General features: G+C 55.5%; 16 protein-coding genes. 3 read left to right on the top strand and 13 right to left on the bottom strand.

Going from position 1 to position 17,263, the window contains the following annotated elements:
* Nucleotides 1–22: 22 nt before the first annotated feature.
* Nucleotides 23–1,066, bottom strand: coding sequence for a GMP reductase (locus tag FFS28_RS11330; RefSeq protein WP_006173824.1), 1,044 nt, complete (start codon nucleotides 1,064–1,066; stop codon nucleotides 23–25).
* A 228-nt stretch (nucleotides 1,067–1,294) separates the two neighbouring features.
* Between FFS28_RS11330 and coaE the strand changes: the two genes are divergently transcribed.
* From coaE to yacG, 3 genes are read left to right on the top strand one after another with little or no spacing between them, the layout of a single operon-like run.
* On the top strand, nucleotides 1,295–1,915 hold the full coding sequence (coaE, locus tag FFS28_RS11335) for a dephospho-CoA kinase (RefSeq protein WP_137849582.1): 621 nt from the start codon (nucleotides 1,295–1,297) through the stop codon (nucleotides 1,913–1,915).
* Nucleotides 1,915–2,658 (top strand): cell division protein ZapD, encoded by a 744-nt coding sequence (zapD, locus tag FFS28_RS11340; protein ID WP_042320460.1) that lies wholly within the window; start codon nucleotides 1,915–1,917, stop codon nucleotides 2,656–2,658. The genes coaE and zapD overlap by 1 nt, the downstream gene beginning before the upstream one ends.
* A gap of 9 nt (nucleotides 2,659–2,667) precedes the next feature.
* Entirely contained in the window at nucleotides 2,668–2,862 is a 195-nt protein-coding gene (yacG, locus tag FFS28_RS11345) for a DNA gyrase inhibitor YacG (protein ID WP_006173828.1), read from the top strand.
* A gap of 1 nt (nucleotide 2,863) precedes the next feature.
* Here the strand turns inward: yacG and mutT are convergent, their stop codons facing one another.
* From mutT to murD, 12 genes are all read right to left on the bottom strand, one after another.
* A complete protein-coding gene (gene mutT / locus FFS28_RS11350) occupies nucleotides 2,864–3,256 on the bottom strand; it encodes an 8-oxo-dGTP diphosphatase MutT (RefSeq protein ID WP_042320465.1) in 393 nt (130 codons plus the stop codon).
* A 57-nt stretch (nucleotides 3,257–3,313) separates the two neighbouring features.
* Nucleotides 3,314–6,019: a preprotein translocase subunit SecA gene (secA, locus tag FFS28_RS11355; protein WP_137849583.1), complete on the bottom strand. Its 2,706-nt coding sequence runs from the start codon at nucleotides 6,017–6,019 to the stop codon at nucleotides 3,314–3,316.
* A gap of 60 nt (nucleotides 6,020–6,079) precedes the next feature.
* On the bottom strand, nucleotides 6,080–6,583 hold the full coding sequence (secM, locus tag FFS28_RS11360; protein ID WP_042320467.1) for a secA translation cis-regulator SecM: 504 nt from the start codon (nucleotides 6,581–6,583) through the stop codon (nucleotides 6,080–6,082).
* Between the two features lie 278 nt (nucleotides 6,584–6,861).
* The gene (gene lpxC / locus FFS28_RS11365) at nucleotides 6,862–7,779 is read right to left on the bottom strand and encodes a UDP-3-O-acyl-N-acetylglucosamine deacetylase (RefSeq protein WP_006173839.1); all 918 of its coding nucleotides are present in this window, start codon (nucleotides 7,777–7,779) and stop codon (nucleotides 6,862–6,864) included.
* A gap of 101 nt (nucleotides 7,780–7,880) precedes the next feature.
* Complete coding sequence (gene ftsZ, locus FFS28_RS11370) at nucleotides 7,881–9,032, bottom strand: cell division protein FtsZ (protein WP_006173842.1); 1,152 nt, start codon at nucleotides 9,030–9,032, stop codon at nucleotides 7,881–7,883.
* Nucleotides 9,033–9,095: 63 nt separating this feature from the next.
* A complete protein-coding gene (gene ftsA / locus FFS28_RS11375) occupies nucleotides 9,096–10,352 on the bottom strand; it encodes a cell division protein FtsA (RefSeq protein WP_006173845.1) in 1,257 nt (418 codons plus the stop codon).
* The gene (gene ftsQ, locus FFS28_RS11380) at nucleotides 10,349–11,191 is read right to left on the bottom strand and encodes a cell division protein FtsQ (RefSeq protein WP_006173847.1); all 843 of its coding nucleotides are present in this window, start codon (nucleotides 11,189–11,191) and stop codon (nucleotides 10,349–10,351) included. Before ftsQ ends, ftsA begins: the two co-directional genes overlap by 4 nt.
* 1 nt (nucleotide 11,192) lies before the next feature.
* A complete protein-coding gene (locus tag FFS28_RS11385; RefSeq protein WP_137849585.1) occupies nucleotides 11,193–12,113 on the bottom strand; it encodes a D-alanine--D-alanine ligase in 921 nt (306 codons plus the stop codon).
* Complete coding sequence (gene murC / locus FFS28_RS11390) at nucleotides 12,106–13,581, bottom strand: UDP-N-acetylmuramate--L-alanine ligase (protein WP_088208867.1); 1,476 nt, start codon at nucleotides 13,579–13,581, stop codon at nucleotides 12,106–12,108. Before murC ends, FFS28_RS11385 begins: the two co-directional genes overlap by 8 nt.
* A gap of 59 nt (nucleotides 13,582–13,640) precedes the next feature.
* Nucleotides 13,641–14,705, bottom strand: a complete 1,065-nt coding sequence (gene murG, locus FFS28_RS11395) for an undecaprenyldiphospho-muramoylpentapeptide beta-N-acetylglucosaminyltransferase (protein ID WP_058609678.1) — start codon at nucleotides 14,703–14,705, stop codon at nucleotides 13,641–13,643.
* Entirely contained in the window at nucleotides 14,702–15,946 is a 1,245-nt protein-coding gene (ftsW, locus tag FFS28_RS11400) for a cell division protein FtsW (RefSeq protein ID WP_102891427.1), read from the bottom strand. Before ftsW ends, murG begins: the two co-directional genes overlap by 4 nt.
* Nucleotides 15,946–17,262: a UDP-N-acetylmuramoyl-L-alanine--D-glutamate ligase gene (gene murD / locus FFS28_RS11405; RefSeq protein WP_006173855.1), complete on the bottom strand. Its 1,317-nt coding sequence runs from the start codon at nucleotides 17,260–17,262 to the stop codon at nucleotides 15,946–15,948. The genes ftsW and murD overlap by 1 nt, the downstream gene beginning before the upstream one ends.
* Nucleotide 17,263: the final 1 nt, after the last annotated feature.

A 17,263-nucleotide genomic window follows, 5' to 3' on the forward strand; every position in this document is an offset into this window, starting at 1 on the left:
AAGGATGCGCCAGCGAAAGCCATTACAGGCTGTTGAATACGCGGTTTTCCTGTTCCTGAACGCGAATAAACGTCGTGCGTTTAGTCAGCTCTTTCAGGCGGGAGGCCCCCACGTAGGTGCAGGCAGAACGCAGGCCGCCGAGGATATCACGCGCCGTGTTTTCTACCGGGCCGCGCAGTGGCAGCTTAACGGTTTTGCCTTCTGCCGCGCGGTATTTTGCCACGCCGCCGACATGACGCGTCATCGCGGATTCAGAGCTCATGCCATAGAACAGCATAAATTTCTCACCGTTTTCTTCCACCACGGTACCGCCGCTCTCTTCATGGCCTGCCAGCATACCGCCAAGCATCACGAAATCAGCGCCGCCGCCGAAAGCTTTAGCCACATCGCCCGGCATGGTGCAGCCGCCGTCGCTGATGATCTGCCCGCCAAGGCCGTGTGCCGCATCCGCACACTCAATCACCGCAGACAGCTGCGGATAACCGACGCCGGTTTTCACACGCGTGGTGCAGACAGAACCCGGGCCAATGCCCACTTTCACGATATCCGCGCCGGAGAGGATCAGCTCTTCACACATTTCGCCGGTCACCACGTTGCCCGCGATGATGGTTTTTGTCGGCCAGGCTTCACGCGCTTTGCTGACGAACTGAACGAAGTGTTCTGAATAACCATTCGCAACATCAATACAAACAAAATTCAGCGCCGGGTTGGCGTTCAGGATCTGTTTGGTTTTCTCGAAATCAGCATCGGACGTGCCGGTAGAGACCATCACATGCTTAATCACTTCATCAGAGGCAGCAGCGACAAATTCGTTCCACTCTTCCGGGCTATAGTGCTTATGCACGGCGGTCAGCACGTCAAATTTGGCCAGCGCTGTTGCCATGGCAAAGGTACCCACCGTGTCCATATTGGCCGCGATAATAGGCACGCCAGACCAGGTCTGACCGGAGTGTTTAAAGGTGAATTGACGATCGAGTTCAACGTCTGAGCGACTTTTCAGCGTAGAGCGTTTAGGGCGGATAAGAACGTCTTTGAAACCTAACTTCAGATCTTCTTCGATACGCATGTGCGGATTCCTGGGGTTAGAGGCAAAAATGTTAAAAGCACAACTCCAGTGACGTTATCATACGCACTAATACCTGCTCCGCAAGACTGCGAAAATCTCTTTTTTTACGCTACAATCCTATTAATTTACCTGAGAAAAGGCGGGTAAAGGGAGCGAAACATCGCGTGCAGCATGTTTGAATTTCAAGCAACTGATTTTAAAAATGAATAATTCCCAGGATTTGATTTAATGGGGTACATCGTCGCATTAACCGGCGGCATCGGTAGTGGTAAAAGTACCGTTGCGAACGCGTTTTCTCGTCTGGGCATCACGATAATCGATGCCGATATCATTGCCCGTCAGGTGGTAGAGCCGAATACACCAGCGCTAAAAGCCATCGAAACGCATTTCGGCAGCCGCATCCTCAATGCGGATGGCACGCTTAACCGCCGGCAGCTTCGCGAATACATTTTTTCTGATTCTTCAGAAAAAGTCTGGCTTAATGCCCTGCTCCACCCCATTATCCACCAGGAAACCCAGCGTCAGATCGCTGAAGCACGCTCGCCCTATGTTCTGTGGGTTGTCCCGCTGTTGGTCGAAAACCAGCTGCAGAAAAAAGCCGACAGAGTTCTGGTGATCGACGTGTCTCCCGAGACGCAGATCCAGCGCACCATGGCCCGCGACAATGTTTCGCGCGAGCATGCTGAACAAATTCTTGCCGCTCAGGCCACGCGCGATGCGCGCCTTGCCGTAGCGGATGATGTTATTGATAATAACGGCGCACCAGATGCCATTGCATCGGATGTTGCCCGCCTGCATGAACAGTATCTGTCGTTCGCCGCGCAGGCCGTTGCACAGGAAAAACCATGATGTCGACCCATATCCTTTTTGAGCATCCACTTAATGAAAAAATGCGCACCTGGCTGCGTATTGAGTTTTTGCTCCAACAGCTTTCACATCACCCCTCTATTAGCGACCATGCCGCGGCACTGCACTTCTTCCGCAATATTGGCGACTTGCTGGATGTGATTGAACGCGGTGATGTTCGCACGGAATTGCTGAAAGAGCTGGAGCGCCAGCAGCGTAAATTACAGGCGTGGGCAGAGGTGCCTGGCGTTGACCAGAGCCGCATCGATTCGCTTCGTCAGCAGTTGAAAAACAGCAGCACGATCCTGATGGGCGCACCGCGCGTCGGGCAATTTTTACGTGAAGATCGCCTCATCGCCCTGGTCCGCCAGCGTCTGAGTATTCCGGGCGGCTGCTGCAGCTTTGACCTGCCGACGCTTCACATGTGGCTGCACATGCCGCAAGCGCAACGTGACGCGCAGGTGCACAGCTGGCTGGCAAGCCTGGATCCCATGAATCAGGCCCTGACGCTGGTGCTCGATCTTATCCGCAACTCGGCCCCTTTCCGCAAGCAGACCAGCCTCAACGGGTTCTATCAGGATAACGGCGACGACGCGGATCTGCTGCGCCTCAATCTCTCTCTTGGCGAGCAGCTCTATCCGCAAATTTCCGGCCATAAAAGCCGTTTTGCGATCCGCTTTATGCCGCTCGACAGCGAAAATGGCACCGTACCGGAGCGCCTTGATTTTGAACTGGCCTGTTGTTAAGGAGTGCCCGTGACTGACATTACTACCGTAAGCTGCCCCACCTGTGGGAAAACCGTTGTCTGGGGCGAAATCAGCCCGTTTCGCCCGTTCTGCTGCAAGCGCTGCCAGCTGATAGACCTTGGCGAATGGGCCGCGGAAGAGAAACGCATCCCGAGCGAAGGCGATCTTTCTGACAGCGACGACTGGAGTGAAGAGCAGCGGTAAGTTAACCGCCCTCTACTAACCGGGTGATCACGGGCGCATTGGCGGGTGGGAATTTTTCCGCATCACTCGCCTGAAGCGCAACCCAGTTACCCGGTTGCCCCTCTTTGCCCCAGGGCTCGCCTTCCCAGTTTTCCACCAGCCAGAACCACAGCGTAACGTGGCGATCCGGAAACTGATACTCCAGCTTATCAAACAGCGTAGCGCCCAGCGGGGTGATACCCACCTCTTCCTGAAGCTCACGCACCAGCGCCTGTTCCGGCGTTTCTCCTGACTCTATTTTCCCGCCAGGAAACTCCCACTTATTCGCCATATGGGCGTCGGCGGCACGCTGGGTAATGAAGATCTGATGTTGCGGGTTACGGATAATCCCGACGGCGATTTGCAGTGTTTTCATCATGTCGCTTCCATAAAAAAGGCGCAGTAATCTGCGCCTTTTCAGTGTGTAAACGTTTTAGCTCAGGCGGCCGTGGCACGCCTTGTATTTTTTGCCTGAACCACATGGGCATGGGTCGTTACGGCCCACTTTACGATCGCCTGTCTGCGCGGCAATCGCTTCCGCCGCTTCGCTCTCGTCAGTCTGGTGGCTCAGCTGCTGCATCTGGGCCAGACGCTCGGCCTCTTCGCGACGCTGCTCTTCCATCGCTTCCACTTCTTCAGGCATACGTACCTGAACTTTGCTCAGGGTGCTGATCACTTCATACTTCAGCGACTCCAGCATGGAGGCAAACATGGAGAAGGATTCGCGCTTGTACTCCTGCTTCGGATCTTTCTGCGCATAGCCGCGCAGGTGAATACCCTGACGCAGGTAGTCCATCGCCGCCAGGTGCTCTTTCCACAGGGAGTCGAGCGTTTGCAGCATCACGCCTTTCTCGAAGTGACGCATCATCTCTGCGCCAACCACCTCTTCTTTGCGCTTATACACTTCCAGCGCGTTTTCAAAGATACGCTCACGCAGCGTCTCTTCATGCAGCTCAGGCTCTTTGTCCAGCCACTCTTTGATTGGCAGATCGAGGTCGAAGTCGTTTTTCAGACGTTCCTGCAGGCCTTCGATATCCCACATCTCTTCCAGAGATTGCGGTGGAATATGGCCGTCGATGGTTGCCTTGAAGACATCTTCACGGATGCTGTTAATGGTTTCGCTTACGTCGGACACGTCCAGCAGTTCGTTACGCTGGGTGTAGATCGCACGGCGCTGGTCGTTGGCCACGTCATCATATTCCAGCAGCTGCTTACGAATATCGAAGTTACGGCTTTCCACTTTACGCTGGGCGTTCGCAATCGCTTTGGTTACCCATGGGTGCTCGATCGCTTCGCCTGGTTTCATACCCAGTTTACGCATCATGCCGGACACGCGGTCAGAGGCGAAAATACGCATCAGCGCATCTTCCATAGACAGGTAGAAACGGGAAGAACCGGCATCACCCTGACGACCCGCACGGCCACGCAGCTGGTTATCGATACGACGAGATTCGTGACGTTCGGTACCGATGATATGCAAGCCGCCTGAAGCCAGAACGGCATCGTGACGCACCTGCCAGTCGGCTTTGATCTGCGCGATCTGCTCTGGCGTTGGGTTTTCCAGTTCAGCGACTTCTGCCTGCCAGCTACCGCCGAGCATGATGTCGGTACCGCGACCCGCCATGTTGGTGGCGATGGTAACGGCTCCCGGATAGCCCGCCTGCGCAACGATATCCGCTTCTTTTGCGTGGAACTTGGCGTTCAGAACGTTGTGTTTGATGCCCGCTTTGGTCAGCTCGTTTGAAACCACTTCGGATTTCTCGATGGAGATGGTCCCCACCAGCACCGGCTGGCCTGCTGCGGTACGATCGCGAATATCTTCGATGATCGCCTGGATTTTTTCTGCTTCGGTCATATAGACCAGATCCGGCATGTCCTTACGGATCATTGGACGGTTGGTCGGTACCACCACGGTATCCAGCTTGTAGATGGAGCTGAATTCAAACGCTTCGGTATCCGCAGTACCGGTCATCCCGGCCAGCTTCTCATACAGACGGAAGTAGTTCTGGAAGGTGATGGAGGCCAGCGTCTGGTTTTCGTTCTGGATCTCAACGCCTTCTTTGGCTTCAACGGCCTGGTGCAGACCATCAGACCAGCGACGGCCCTGCATGGTACGGCCGGTGTGTTCGTCAACGATGATCACTTCACCGTCTTTCACGATGTAATCAACGTCGCGGGTGAACAGCGCGTGGGCGCGCAGCGCCGCCGTCACATGGTGCATCAGCATGATGTTGGTCGGAGAGTACAGCGACTCACCCTCTTCCATAATGCCCTGTTCAACCAGCAATTCTTCAATCTGAACCAGACCGCGCTCGGTCAGGTTGACCTGACGTGCTTTTTCATCCACGGAGAAGTGACCTTCACCCTGGAAGGTGTCGGAGTCTTCTTTTTCCTGACGCAGGAGGTGCGGAATGATTTTATCGACTTTGCGGTACATCTCGGAGCTGTCTTCGGCCGGGCCGGAGATGATCAGCGGGGTACGCGCCTCATCGATCAGGATGGAGTCCACCTCATCCACCAGCGCATAGTGCAGTTTACGCTGAACGCGCTCTTCCGGGCTGAACGCCATGTTGTCACGCAGATAGTCGAAACCGTATTCGTTGTTGGTACCGTAGGTGATGTCCGCGTTATAGGCTTCACGCTTGGCCGGAGCAGGCAGACCGGACATGTTGATGCCCACGGTCAGGCCCAGGAACTCGAACAGCGGGCGGTTGTTTTCGGCGTCACGCTGTGCCAAATAGTCGTTGACGGTAACCACGTGAACGCCTTTACCGGTCAGCGCGTTCAGGTAAGCCGGCAGCGTTGCGGTCAGGGTTTTACCTTCACCGGTACGCATTTCCGCGATGCAGCGTTCGTTGAGCACCATACCGCCCAGCAGCTGAACGTCGAAGTGGCGCATGCCGAATACGCGCTTACTGGCTTCACGCACAACGGCGAAAGCTTCCGGGATCAGGCTTTCTAAAGTTTCACCTTTCTCCAGACGGGCGCGGAATTCCGCGGTCTTGGCTTTCAGCTCATCATCAGAGAGCTTCTCCATCGCCGGTTCCATGCCGTTGATAACGGAGACAGCTTTGCGCATACGGCGCAGGGTACGATCGTTACGACTACCAAAAACTTTGGTTAATAATTTGATTAGCATAATAAATTCTCAAACGCCCCAGTGCGGGCAGATAAATTAAGGTATTGAAAAAGGGTTAATTTAGCTGAGGCGCTGAGGCCCGGCGCGAATACCGTGAGCCTGGCTGATCCATGAGGAAACAGAGAATGTGGCGGGAGAAACGAACGCAACGTGCGTCTTCTGGCGTACAGCGACCGGCGGCTGGCTATCCTGCGTCAGCAGGGCATTAAGTGTGTCCAGCAGGGCAAGGTGCTGTACCTGAGCAGGCAGCGCCTGTTCCGCCACCGGCATCGTCTGCGGTGCCATTGCGAATGACAGATGACGAATAACCGTGCGGATGGCGTGCTGGTGCCAGTAATCAACCGAGTAATTAGGACGGCGATTGGCTTCAAGCCACGCGAGGTTAGTAATGTTAACCCGCGTGCTGAGATCGTGTTTACTGGTGGAAGCTTTGGTTGGCGTGTCCGCCTGAGCGCTGTTGCTGAGCGCAGGCAAGCCAAGGCTTGCCGCGACCATCCCTAATAAGAGATGCGGCCAGAAATAACGTCTGCCAAATTGTCGCCAGCGCGTCAGTATTCCGCTCACCTGCTCCACCACATAAGCCAGCCTGATACAGGCCGGGATCAATTATTCTTTTAGCGCCCAGATATTACCACTAAAGCCAATGCACATCAGCAGGAATGACGAGTTGCAGCGAGGAAAAACGGTCAAGAATGCAGCTAACGCACGGATTTTCAGCGCCAGACAAAGGCGACAGGAAAACGGGAACAGATCTGAGAAAGGTAAAAATAAAAACGACTGGTTTTCCTGGCCGGAGAGAGTACCAGGTTAACCAGTCGATTTTTCACGCAACGGATTGAGCGTTACGCCAGGACCGTATTGGGTGCTTTGAACGCCAGCGGCAGTTCTGCTTCGTCTTCGAAGGTCACATATTCCCAGGCTTCCTGTTTCGCCAGGACGGCCTGCAACAATTTGTTGTTCAGCGCATGACCGGATTTAAACGCGGTAAATGCACCAATGATATTGTGACCACACATGAAGAGGTCGCCGATAGCATCCAGCATTTTGTGACGAACGAATTCATCTTCAAAACGCAGGCCGTCTTCGTTCAGTACGCGATAATCGTCAACAACGATGGCACAATCGAAGCTGCCGCCCAGGCACAAACCACGGGACTGCAGATATTCGATATCACGCATGAAACCAAACGTACGAGCACGACTGATCTGGCGCATAAACGCATCAGCAGAGAAGTTCATCGCATAGCGTTGGGTGCTGGCATCAATCGCCGGATGGTTAAAGTCGATGGTAAAGTCCAACGAGAAACCATTGTACGGTTTGAATTCAGCCCACTTGTCGCCATCCTGGACACGAACAGTCTCTTTGATGCGAACAAATTTCTTCGCGCAGTTCAGTTCTTCGATGCCGGCATCCAGCAACAGATAAACGAACGGAGCAGCACTACCATCCATAATCGGGATTTCTGGCGCATCGACTTCAACCATAATGTTGTCGATACCCAGACCCGCCAGGGCGGCGTTCAGGTGCTCTACGGTAGAAATCCGCACGTCATGCTCATTCACCAGGCAAGTACAGAGCATAGTATCACGCACAGATTTGGCATCGGCCGGAAAATCTACCGGTGGATTCAAGTCGGTGCGACGATAGATGACCCCGGTATTGGCCGGCGCAGGGCGTAACGTCAGTGTGACTTTCTTGCCGGTATGCAAACCGACACCCGTCGCCTGAACGATACGTTTAAGTGTCCTTTGTTTGATCATCGTATAATCTCGCCAAATTAACTATCCAACCGAAAGTGTATATCACTAACGGTGGGCCAGTTTAGCACAAAGAGCGAAAATCCCCAAATTCCAGCCAATTCTTAGTCAGCTTGCTTACGCAGGAACGCCGGGATGTCCAGATAATCTGGCTCTTTCGCGGTTTGTGGCGTGTTATCGTTAACCACTTTCGCGGCAGGTTTTTGCTCTTGCGTCAGCGGAGCCATACCGTGCTGCTGGTAACGATCCATTACCGGCTGCTGAGTCTGTTTATTGGTCACCAGGGTGATCTCAGGACGCTTGTCCATACCGATACCGGTGGCAACAACTGTTACGCGCAGCTCGTCGTTCATTTCCGGGTCAAGGGATGTACCGATAACCACGGTTGCGTTGTCGGACGCGAACGCACGGATGGTGTTACCCACGGTTTCGAACTCATCCAGACGCAGGTCAAAGCCAGCGGTAATGTTGACCAGTACGCCGCGCGCGCCGGACAGATCGATATCTTCCAGCAGTGGAGAAGAGATCGCCATTTCAGCCGCTTCTTCCGCACGGTCTTCACCGCTTGCCACGCCAGAGCCCATCATCGCGTAGCCCATTTCGGACATCACGGTGCGAACGTCTGCAAAGTCAACGTTCATCAGGCCAGGACGGGTAATCAGTTCAGCGATACCCTGGACTGCGCCTTTCAGCACGTCGTTTGCTGCGCCAAAAGCGTCAAGCAGGGAGATACCGCGACCCAGAACTTTCAACAGCTTGTCGTTCGGGATAGTAATCAGAGAATCCACGTGCTTGGACAGCTCGGTAATACCCTGCTCCGCGAAAGCCATACGCTTCTTGCCTTCAAAGTTGAAAGGCTTGGTCACGACGGCAACGGTCAGAATACCTAAATCTTTAGCCACTTCTGCCACAACAGGCGCTGCACCGGTGCCGGTACCGCCGCCCATGCCCGCTGCGATGAAGACCATGTCTGCACCGTCCAGCGCGGCACGCAGGGCTTCACGATCTTCTTCAGCAGCGTTACGACCGACTTCAGGGTTAGCCCCTGCACCCAGACCTTTGGTGATGCCACCACCGATCTGAATCGTCTGGCCTACGGCCGTCTTACGCAGTGCCTGTGCATCGGTGTTAACTGCGAAAAATTCAACACCTTCAATGCGCTCGCGCACCATATGCTCTACGGCGTTACCGCCGCCGCCACCGACGCCGATGACTTTAATCACCGCGTCGTTGGTCAGTTCCATAGGTTCAAACATAATTTCTCTCTCCGTTGTGCCTGTCGCCCGAGACCGCTAATTCTCTCCGGTCTCTTAAAAAAATTAAAACTCTTTTCGCAACCAGTTGTTCAGTCGTTTGACCCACGACCCCACTGATACGCGTTTTTCCACTTCTGCTTCACCACTCAGATGGGATTCTTTCCCGTAGTGCAGCAGGCCCACGGCCGTTGAATAGTACGGCTCCTGAGCATAATCCGTTAACCCGGTGATATTCAGCGGCGCACCAATACGCACCTGCGTATGGAACACGCGCTGAGCGCAGGCCGCAAGACCTTCAATTTGCGCTGCCCCGCCGGTTAATACAATCCCCGCCGCGAGATGGTGTTTCACACCCTGCTGGCGAAGCTGCTCCTGCAACTGCAAAATCTCTTCGTTAACCAGATTGAGCAGCTCGGTATAGCGCGGCTCAATCACCTCTGCCAACGTCTGGCGCTGAAGGCTGCGCGGCGGACGACCGCCTACGCTCGGTACTTCAACGCTCTCATCTTTACCTACGATAGAGCCCAGTGCACAACCGTGGCGCACTTTGATCGCTTCTGCATCACTCGGTGGCGTACCAAAAGCGTAAGCAATATCGCTGGTCACAACGTTCCCTGCGTACGGAATCACTTTGGTGTGGCGCAACGCACCGCCGGTATAGACGGCCATGTCCATTGTACCACCACCAATATCGACCACACAGACGCCCAGTTCACGTTCATCTTCGGTCAGCACAGAATAGCTTGCGGCCAGACCGGCGAAAATAAGTTGGTCAACTTTCAGACCACAACGTTCAACGGCTTTTACAATGTTCTTCGCCATATCGTTGTGACATGTGATCAGGTGCACTTTTGCCTGCATACGCACGCCGGAAAGACCGACCGGATTCTTGATCCCTTCCTGATAGTCGATCGCATATTCCTGTGGGATCACATGCAGCACGCGATGCTCATCGCGTACGCGCACGGACTTCGCCGTATGCACAACGTTTTCAACGTCTTCCTGCGTCACTTCTTCTTCTGAAATCGGCACCATACCAATTTCGTTCTGGCAACTGATGTGCTTGCCAGACAGGGCCAGATAGACAGAAGAAATCTGGCAATCGGCCATCAGTTCAGCCTGGTCGATGGCGCGCTGAACGCATTTCACCACCGACTCAAGGTCGTTTACCCCACCTTTGTCCATACCCCTGGACGGGCAACTGCCCACGCCAATGATATTGACCATACCGTCGGGCAGAACTTCCCCTACTAAAGCGGCAACCTTTGCGGTGCCAATCTCCAGTCCAACTACCAGTTTTCTGTCCGTCGCCTTGATCATTGTTGTTTTGCCTGTACCTGTGCCTGATTCTGTTGCTGATTAGGTTCCTCGACCGGAGCCGGCTCCCAACCGACTGCTGCGCCTGAGTCATAGCGCAAATCAACGTAGCTTATCCGTTTGCCGTCCGTCTGCGCCTGCTGTTGTAAAACCGGGTAAAGTTCGACAAAACGCGCCAGACGTTTCATTGTGTCGCCGCGACCAAGGTTAAGCTTAATGCCGTTCGTTAACGTCAACTGCCATGAGCGGCGCGCCGTCATCGCTGCCTCTTTTAACGTAAAGCGGTCCTTAGCCAGCACCTGGCCCATATCACGAAAACCCTGCAACACTTCGTTTTCGCTACCTTCCGGGCCATACAACATCGGTAAATTTTGCTTGCTGACACGATCGCTCGGCACGCTGAAGGAATTTCCATCCACGTCTACCATGTGCTGATCATTCCAACGCGCAATGGGCACATATTCAACCAGATGAATCTTCAATTCATCAGGCCATTGCTTTCTGACGCTCGCCTGTTTTATCCACGGCAGACGTTCAATCTGACTCTGAATGATATTCACATCCTGAGTCATAAAGGTGCCGGGCGAGCCCAGCGCCAGGATCGACTGGCGAATATCATCGTTACGCGTGTAGTGGCGCTCACCGGTCACCACCAGCTTCGAGAGCGGTAACCGCTGCGCATCTTCCATCCACCCCAGCACCATCCAGCCGCTGATAAACACGGTGCACAGCACCCCCAGCAGGAAGAGGATCCCTGCAAGACGCGTTCCATTACTCCGGCGCGAAGACGTATATTCTTCTTCTTCGTCGCGGTTGCGCGTGTTCAATGCAGCCTGAGACATATCAGCCCGCCTGGTCCAGTATGCGTACAACAAGCTGGGAGAAGCTCATGCCCGCCTGACGCGCCGCCATCGGCACAAGGCTGTGGCTGGTCATGCCCGGCGAGGTATTCGCTTCCAGCAGATAAAATTGCCCGTCACCGTCGAGCATCACGTCAATTCTTCCCCATCCCCGGCAGCCTAAAACAGTCCAGGCTTTAAGCACCAGAGCGCGTAAATCAGCCTCACGTTGATCTTCTAAACCTGATGGGCAAAAATATTGCGTCTCATCAGAGAGATACTTCGCCTCATAATCATAGAAGACGCCAGCGGGTTGGATGCGAATTGACGGTAAAATTTCTTCACCGAGCATCGCCACGGTATATTCTGGCCCGCTAAGCCATTTTTCGATTAAAACTTCTTCATCATGTTGAAATGCCAGTGCTAACGCGGCGGGTAAATCCCCCGCTTTATCGACTTTCGACATACCAACGCTCGACCCTTCACGGCTCGGCTTAACAATAACCGGTAACCCCAGCGCCGCAATGCGTCCATTAACGCTATCGTTAAGGCCCATTTCATATTCGCGACGCGTCAGGGCAACCCATGGCGCAACGGGTAAACCCGCGCCCTGCCACAGCAGTTTGCTGCGCAGTTTATCCATTGAGATCGCCGAGGCCATTACGCCGCTGCCGGTGTACGGCAGGCCGATGAGTTCCAGCAGCCCTTGCAGGGTGCCGTCTTCACCGCCGCGGCCGTGCAGCGCGATAAAGACCTTATCAAAGCCCATCGTTTTCAGCTGCGTCACATCCACGTCTTTAGGATCGACCGGGTGCGCATCCACGCCGCCTTCACGCAGGCCCGCCAGTACGGCAGCGCCTGAGTTCAGGGAAACATCGCGTTCAGCGGACGTCCCGCCAAACAGGACCGCAATCTTATCAGCCATGACGCTCGTCCTCGTGAGTTTGCGGCTTCAGTTTGATTTCGGCTAAGGTACGGGCGATTTTGCCGATATTTCCCGCACCCTGAATCAGAATCAAATCGTTACCGGTCAGTACCGGTGCCAGAATTTCAGCCACCTGAGCGGGCTCTGGAACCAAAATAGGATCCACTTTACCGCGTCCACGAATGGTACGACACAAAGAACGGCTGTCTGCACCCGGAATCGGAGTTTCACCTGCTGAATATACATCCAGCATGAGCAGCGTATCGACCTGAGACAATACGTTGGCGAAGTCGTCATAGAGATCGCGGGTGCGCGTAAAGCGGTGCGGCTGGAAAATCATCACCAGGTTTTTGTCCGGCCAGCCAGCACGCGCGGCTTTGATCGTGGCATCGACTTCGGTCGGATGGTGACCGTAGTCGTCCACCAGCATGGCGCTCCCGGATTTACCGTTTACGGCATCCAGCGGGAACTCACCGAGGAAGTCGAAGCGACGACCGGTCCCCTGGAAGCTCTCCAGCGCGCGCAGGATCGCCTCGTCATCAATGCCCTCTTCCGTCGCAACGGCTACTGCCGCCGCGGCGTTCAGGGCATTATGGCGCCCTGGCGCATTAAGGGTAACGTGCAGCAATTCTTTATCCTGACGGGCAAGCGTGAAATGCCCCTGCGCGCCAGATTGTTTGTACTCTTCCACCCGCACGTCAGCGTCTTCGCTAAAACCGTAGGTAGTGATTTGACGACCAACACGCGGCAGCAGCTCGCGGATCACCGGGTCGTCAACGCACATCACCGCACGACCATAAAACGGCAGATTGTGCAGGAAATTAATAAAGGTCTGTTTTAAATTTTCGAAGTCGCCCTGGTAGGTATCCATATGGTCGGCTTCAATATTGGTGACAATCGCCACCATCGGCTGCAGATGCAGGAACGACGCATCACTTTCATCCGCTTCCGCAATCAGGTACCGGCTGTGGCCCAGACGCGCATGCACGCCCGCCGCTTTCACCAGGCCACCGTTAACAAACGTTGGGTCCAGGCCCGCTTCTGCGTAGATGCTTGATACCATTGCCGTGGTCGTGGTTTTACCGTGCGTACCGGCAACCGCAATGCCATGACGAAAACGCATCAGCTCCGCCAGCATTTCAGCGCGGCGGATCACCGGAATGCGCGCTTCGTGCGCGGCAACAATTTCCGGGTTATCTGAAGAGATGGCGCTGGAGACAACAACCACGCTCGCATCGCTGACGTTTTCCGGGCGATGGTTAAAATAGATAGTCGCCCCAAGCGACGCCAGCTGCTGGGTGACCGGGTTTGGCGCCAGATCGGAACCACTGATCTGATAACCTTCGTTCGCCAACACTTCGGCAATACCGCCCATGCCAGCACCACCGATGCCAACAAAGTGAATGTGCCGGACGCGACGCATCTCGGGCACGATTGAACGCAGTTTTGCCAGTTGTTGTGTATTCATTCTCTAAACGCCATCGACTACTTTAAAAAATTCGTGCAGCGCAACACGCGCTGCGAGGGTTAAGCCTGGGCTGCCAGGCTCACTTCTTTTGCCACCCGTTCCGTCGCATCCGGGATGGCGGTCGCGCGCGCGCGTTCGGCCATCTTCAGCAATGCGTCTCTGTCCCAGCCCGCCAGAGTGGTGGCGACCGCATCGGCGGTAAATTGTGGCTGCTCAAAAATTTTTGCTGCTCCGGCTTTCTCAAGCGGCAGCGCATTCCAGTACTGCTGTCGGTCTTTGTGCTGGAACGGCACAAATAGCGCGGGTAAACCGGCGGCGGCGATTTCGCTCACCGTCAGTGCGCCAGAGCGACACACCACAACATCGGCCCAGGCGTAGGCTGCGGCCATGTCATCGATAAACTCCGTCACTTTATGCTGCGGCTGGCCGTGCTCTGCGTACAGCTGCTCTACCATCTGCTGAGCGCCTTTTCCGCTTTGATGCCAGATCGTCACGGCATCACCCAGCTTTGCGGCCGCCTGCGGCATCGTCTGGTTTAAAATACGCGCGCCCTGAGAGCCGCCGACGACCAGCACACGCACCGGCCCTTCACGGCCCGTCAGGCGAGCATCAGGCAGCGGCAGCGCCAGCACGTCCACGCGCACCGGGTTGCCCACAACGTCTGCTTTTGGAAATGCACCCGGGAAGGCCTGCATCACCTTGGTGGCGATTTTCGCCAGCCATTTGTTGGTCAGCCCGGCGATGCCGTTCTGCTCGTGCAGAACGACAGGAATGCCCAGCGACCATGCCGCCAGCCCGCCAGGACCCGAGACATAACCGCCCATGCCCAGCACGACGTCGGGTTTAAAGCGTTTCATAATGGCGCGGGCCTGACGCCAGGCGTTGAAGATCCGCACCGGTGCCAGCAGCTGCGCCTTGATACCTTTTCCGCGCAGGCCAGAAATACGAATAAAGTCGATCTCAATACCGTGCTTCGGTACCAGGTCGGCTTCCATGCGGTCTGCGGTTCCCAGCCAGCGTACCTGCCAGCCCTGATCCATTAAATGGTGCGCAACCGCAAGTCCGGGGAACACATGCCCGCCCGTACCGCCTGCCATCACCATTAACCGCTTCGGTTGATTCATCGTGAACCTCGTGTAAACGCCTGGGCTTTTTCCAGACGCGTTTCATAATCAATACGTAACAAGAACATGATCGCCGTCGACATAATCAACAGGCTGGAGCCACCATAGCTGATTAACGGCAACGTCAGACCTTTGGTCGGCAGCATACCTGCTGCGGCCCCGACGTTAACCAATGCCTGGAAGCTAAACCAGATACCAATTGAGCAGGCCAGAAAACCTGAGAAGCGGTGATCGATTTCCAGCGCTTTCCGGCCAATCGACATGGCGCGGAAAGCGACGAAGAATACCATTAATAGTGCCAATACCACACCGATATAACCCAGTTCTTCCCCAATAATGGAGAAGATGAAGTCGGTGTGCGCCTCAGGTAAATACTCCAGTTTTTGAACGGAGTTGCCCAGGCCTTGTCCCCAGACTTCGCCGCGGCCAAATGCCATCAGCGACTGCGTCAGCTGGTAGCCGCTGCCGAACGGGTCTTCCCACGGGTTCCAGAACGAGGTCACACGGCGAATACGGTATGGCTCAGCGAGGATCAGCAGTACCACTGCAGAAATCCCCATGCCGATAATCGCGATAAACTGCCACAGCTTCGCACCCGCCAGGAACAGCATCGCCAGCGTGGTCACAAACAGCACTACCACCGTACCGAGGTCAGGCTGCGCCAGCAGCAGAACGGCGAGAACCAAAATCACGCCCATCGGCTTTAAGAAGCCGCGAAGGTTGTTACGCACTTCGTCAACTTTACGCACCAGGTAGTTCGCCAGGTAACAGAACAGCGAGAGCTTGGTGAACTCTGCTGGCTGAATACGCAGCGGACCAAAAGCAATCCAGCGCGATGCCCCGTTTACGGAGCTGCCGACAACCAGCACGATCAGCAGCATGATGATCGAGGCAATCAGCATCGCGGTACTGTGGCGCTGCCAGAACTCCATCGGCAGACGCAGGGTTATCATCGCCAGGCAGAACGCCAGAATAATGTACAGGCCGTCACGCTTGGCAAACAGGAACGGATCGTTAGCCAGACGCTGCCCGACAGGCATCGATGCCGAGGTCACCATGATAAAGCCGATCGCCGCCAGCCCCAGCGTGAGCCAGAACAGCATGCGGTCGTACATCACCAGGCTATCGGAATCTTTGTCCCGGGAGGCCATGACCCAGCCTTTTAGCGCCGCGAAAAGCCATACCAGGATGCCAAACCCCGGCAGACGCGGCATTCTCAGGCGAGGGAGAGAGAAACGCATCAGCCTAACTCCTTCGCCAGGCGGGTGAAGATATCGCCCCGCTGCTCAAAATTCTTGAATTGATCGAGGCTGGCGCAGGCAGGAGAAAGCAGCACCATATCGCCGGGCTGAACGCGCGGCGCAATCAGGCGCATCGCCTGCTCCATGGTCTCTGTTTGCTCGGCAATCTCAGGGCGCAGCTGCGCCAGCTCGCCGCCATCGCGTCCGAAACAGTACAGGCGGATGTTATCGCCCGCGAGGTACTGCTTCAGCGAGGAGAAATCGGCTGATTTGCCATCGCCACCCAGCAGCAGATGCAGCGTACCGTCAACGTGCAGGCCATTCAGCGCGGCCTCGGTACTGCCGACGTTCGTGGCTTTGGAGTCGTTGATCCAGCGCACCCCGTTGTGCTCCAGCGCCAGCTGGAAACGGTGTGCCAGACCTGAATAAGTGGTCAGCGCCTGCAGGCTGGAAGAGCGCGGCAACCCCACCGCATCCGCCAGCGCCAGCGCCGCCAGGGCGTTGGTATAGTTATGCTGGCCGGACAGTTTCATCTCTTTCACGTTCAGCACTTTCTCACCCTTCACGCGCAACCAGGTTTCGCCCAACTGACGGTTCAGGTGATAATCGCCCATAGTGATGCCAAAGCTGATACAACGATCGTCCGCGCCGCGTACCGGCATGGTGAGCGCATCATCGGCGTTGACCACGCAGACTTTGGCATTTTCATACACGCGCAGCTTGGCCGCGCGGTACTGCTGCAAACCAAACGGATATCGATCCATATGATCTTCGGTCACGTTGAGGATCGTCGCCGCGGCGGCATGCAAACTGGTGGTGGTTTCCAGCTGGAAGCTGGAGAGTTCGAGCACGTACAGCTCACAGCCTTTATCCAGCAGCATCAGCGCCGGCAGGCCGATATTCCCGCCCACGCCCACGTTCATGCCCGCGGCTTTTGCCATCTCGCCCACCAGCGTGGTGACGGTGCTTTTGCCGTTTGAACCGGTAATCGCAATGATGGGGGCCTGCGCTTCCCGGCAGAACAGTTCAATATCACCGACAATCTCAACGCCCGCATCGGCAGCAGCGCTTAACGAAGGGTGTGCCAGCGCCATACCCGGGCTGGCAACAATCAGATCGGCGGCCAGCAGCCAGTCATCATTCAGACCACCAAGGTGGCGTTCAACCTGCTCTGGCAGCGTGTCCAGACCCGGCGGAGAAACACGCGTATCCATCACCCGCGGCGTTACACCCCGCGCGAGGAAAAAGTCCACGCAGGAGAGGCCGGTCAGGCCTAACCCGATGATAACGACTTTTTTACCCTGGTAATCTGCCATG

The organism is Enterobacter sp. 2VL, assembly GCF_005503595.1.
Taxonomy (GTDB): domain Bacteria; phylum Pseudomonadota; class Gammaproteobacteria; order Enterobacterales; family Enterobacteriaceae; genus Enterobacter; species Enterobacter cancerogenus.